This is a genomic window from Oerskovia sp. NPDC056781 (genome assembly GCF_042789955.1).
GTDB lineage: Bacteria > Actinomycetota > Actinomycetes > Actinomycetales > Cellulomonadaceae > Oerskovia > Oerskovia rustica.
Map to the genome: position 1 here is coordinate 1 of NZ_JBHUAD010000330.1, position 3,275 is coordinate 3,275.

Genomic DNA, 3,275 nt, shown 5'->3' on the forward strand with positions numbered 1-3,275 from the left:
CACCCGGGGTCGTCGACGTCGGTCACCAGGACCTCAGCCTGTCGGTGAGGCGCCGGTGACACGGGCTCAGCGGGGCCCGGGGGCTCCTGCTGCGGTCTTGCCGGCGTCACGCTCGACGACGTCGCCGAGGATCTCGTCGATCTTCGCCATGAGCTCGGCGGGGATGACCACACCGGACGCCTTGACGTTCTCGGCGACCTGCTCGGGGCGCGAGGCACCGATGAGGGCAGCCGCGACGTTGTCGTTCTGCAGGACCCATGCGACCGCGAGCTGCGCCTGCGTCAGGCCCAGCTCGTCGGCGACGGCGCCCAGCTGCTGGACGCGCGTGAGGACGTCCTCGGTCATGAACTGCTGGATGAAGCGCGAGCCGTTGGCGTCGGTGGCGCGGGACCCGGCAGGGGCGGGCTGGCCGGGCAGGTACTTGCCGGACAGGACTCCCTGGGCGACGGGCGACCAGACGATCTGGGACAGGCCCAGCTCGCGCGAGGTCGGGACGACCTCGTCCTCGATGACGCGCCACAGCATCGAGTACTGGGGCTGGGAGGAGATGAGCTGGAAGCCGAGCTCCTTCGAGAGGGCGTGGCCCGCGCGGATCTGGTCCGCGGTCCACTCGCTCACGCCGATGTAGAGGGCCTTGCCCTGGCGCACGATGTCGGCGAACGCCTGCATCGTCTCCTCGAGCGGGGTCGACTGGTCGAAGCGGTGCGCCTGGTAGAGGTCGACGTAGTCGGTGCCGAGACGCGTCAGCGAGCCGTTGATCGACTCCATGACGTGCTTGCGGGACAGGCCCGAGTCGTTGGCACCGCCGGGGCCCGTGGGCCAGTACACCTTGGTGAAGATCTCGAGGGACTCGCGGCGCTGTCCCTTGAGGGCGTCGCCGAGGACCTGCTCGGCCTTGGTGTTCGCGTAGACGTCGGCGGTGTCGAACGTGGTGATGCCTGCGTCGAGAGCCGCGTGGACGCACTGGGTCGCGACGTCGTTCTCGACCTGCGAGCCGTGGGTGAGCCAGTTGCCGTAGGTGATCTCGGAGATCTTGAGGCCGGAGTTGCCGAGGAAGCGGTAGTTGGGCATGGGGACAACACTAAGTTGCCCGGGGCACCTCGGGGAACTGCGGTCCGCCCGACGGACCGGACGCGAGCTACGCCGGGAAGGTGCCGTGCTTCTTGTGCATGGGCTTGGGCAGGCGTGCGCGGCGCAGCTGGAAGGCGCGCATCACGGCGTACATCGCGTTGCCCTTGGGGGAGTCCGGCCCGAACTTCGCGACCAGGCGCTTCTTGAGCGAGCGCCACATGATGAACGCGTCGATGATCGTGACGAGCACGATCCCGTAGAGCACGAAGATGATGATCGTGGCCATGTTCAGGTTCTGGGAGAACACGAACGTCAGGACGATGAACACCAGGGCGATGGGCAGGAAGAACTCGCCCAGGTTCCAGCGGGCGTCCACGTAGTCGCGGACGTAGCGCTTGACCGGGCCCTTGTCGCGGGCGGGCATGTAGCGCTCGTCGCCCGTCTGCATCGCCTGGAACTGGCGGTCGCGTGTGTCACGCTGCTGCTGGCGCGCGGTCTTGGCCGCGGACTTGCGGTCCGAGGGCACCAGCGGGCGCTTGTTGGCGGCCTCGGCGACCTTGCGCTTGGGCGTCGGCCTGCCCTTGCCGGCCTTCTCGATCTCGGCTGCGGCGGCAACGGGATCGGGGGCGTCGTTCGACGAGGGCGCGGAGGACTTGTTGCGTGAGAACACAGGTCCAGCGTAGTCGAGGACGGGGGCTGCCTCGTCACGGGTCGTGGGCAGGAGCGGAGGCGTACCGGCGGGTAGCGTTGCCCGGGTGAACAGCACACCTGGAACCAGCACCCTTCCCGAGCCCGACGACGTCGCTCACCTGCGCGCCCGGGTCGCCGAGCTCTTCCCCGCCCTGCGCGGGGACCTCGAGGCGCTCGTGCGCATCCCGTCCGTGTCCAACTCCGCGTTCGACCAGGCGCACGTCGCGGCGAGCGCCGAGGCCGTGGCCGAGCTCCTGCGCGGTGCGGGGCTGCCCGAGGTGCAGATCCTGCACGCGACGGGTGTCGCAGGTCCGCTCGGTGCGCCTGCGGTCGTCGCGCGCCGTCCGGCCCCGGAGGGTGCCCCGACGGTCCTGCTCTACGCGCACCACGACGTGCAGCCCCCGGGCGATGCGGCCGCGTGGGACACGGACCCGTTCGTCCCGACCGAGGTCGACGGTCGGCTGTTCGGTCGTGGTGCGGCCGACGACAAGGCCGGGATCGTTGCTCACGTGGGTGCGCTGCGGGCGCTGTCCGCGCTGGGCGACCTGCCGATCGGCGTGACGGTCTTCGTCGAGGGCGAGGAGGAGGTCGGGTCGCCGAGCTTCCTGCCGTTCCTGAACCAGCACAAGGACCTCCTCGCGGCCGACGTGATCGTCGTCGCGGACTCCGCGAACTGGAAGGTCGGGGTCCCGGGGCTGACCACGAGCCTGCGCGGCCTGGTCGACTGCGACGTCGAGGTCGCGGTGCTGGGCCACGCGGTGCACTCGGGCATGTTCGGCGGCCCGGTGCTCGACGCGCTCACGCTGCTCTCGCGCCTGATCGCCACGCTCCACGACGAGCAGGGCAACGTCGCGGTCGAGGGCCTGGTCTCCGCGCCGGACCCGACTGTCGACTACGAGGAGGCGGACTTCCGCGCGGACTCCTCGGTGCTCGACGGTGTCCGCCTCGCGGGCGAAGGGACGCTGACAGGTCGACTGTGGACCAAGCCGGCGCTGTCCGTCATCGGGATCGACGCGCCGAGCGTCGCGCACGCGTCCAACACGCTGACCCCGCGAGCGACGGCCAAGATCTCGCTGCGCATCGCGCCCGGCCAGGACCCGGCGGCCGCGCTCGCGGCGCTGCGCGTGCACCTCGAGTCGAACGCGCCGTTCGGCGCGCAGGTCACGGTGCGCGACGGCGAGACGGGCAAGCCGTTCCAGGCGCCCACCGACTCGTCGGCGATGCAGGCCGCGCGCTGGGCGTTCGAGACGTCGTGGGGCACGGCGCCCGTCGACATCGGCATCGGCGGCTCGATCCCGTTCATCGCTGATCTGCTCGACGTCTTCCCCGACGCGGCCATCCTGGTGACGGGCGTCGAGGACCCCGACTCGCGCGCGCACGGTGCGAACGAGTCGGTGCACCTCGGTGAGCTCGAGAAGGTCGTGCTGGCCGAGGCGCTCCTGCTGACGCGCCTCGCGAAGGGCTGAGTCGTCGCCGAGAACGGGCGTGGGGTCGACATCGGCTCGATGACGACC

At 70.6% G+C, this 3,275-nt stretch carries 3 protein-coding genes; 1 reads left to right on the forward strand and 2 read right to left on the reverse strand.

What is annotated here, in order from left to right:
- Positions 1 to 66: 66 nt before the first annotated feature.
- On the reverse strand, positions 67 to 1,071 hold the full coding sequence (locus ACFRCR_RS17890; protein ID WP_377679454.1) for an aldo/keto reductase family protein: 1,005 nt from the start codon (positions 1,069 to 1,071) through the stop codon (positions 67 to 69).
- Positions 1,072 to 1,138: 67 nt separating this feature from the next.
- Positions 1,139 to 1,741 (reverse strand): DUF3043 domain-containing protein, encoded by a 603-nt coding sequence (locus tag ACFRCR_RS17895; RefSeq protein WP_377679456.1) that lies wholly within the window; start codon positions 1,739 to 1,741, stop codon positions 1,139 to 1,141.
- An 85-nt stretch (positions 1,742 to 1,826) separates the two neighbouring features.
- Between ACFRCR_RS17895 and ACFRCR_RS17900 the strand changes: the two genes are divergently transcribed.
- On the forward strand, positions 1,827 to 3,227 hold the full coding sequence (locus ACFRCR_RS17900; RefSeq protein ID WP_377679457.1) for a dipeptidase: 1,401 nt from the start codon (positions 1,827 to 1,829) through the stop codon (positions 3,225 to 3,227).
- The last annotated feature ends 48 nt before the right edge of the window (positions 3,228 to 3,275 follow it).

Bases quoted from the DNA above. Each gene is read 5' to 3' on its own strand.
- ACFRCR_RS17890 (WP_377679454.1), bottom strand. From the start codon at position 1,071: ATGCCCAACTACCGCTTCCTCGGCAACTCCGGCCTCAAGATCTCCGAG.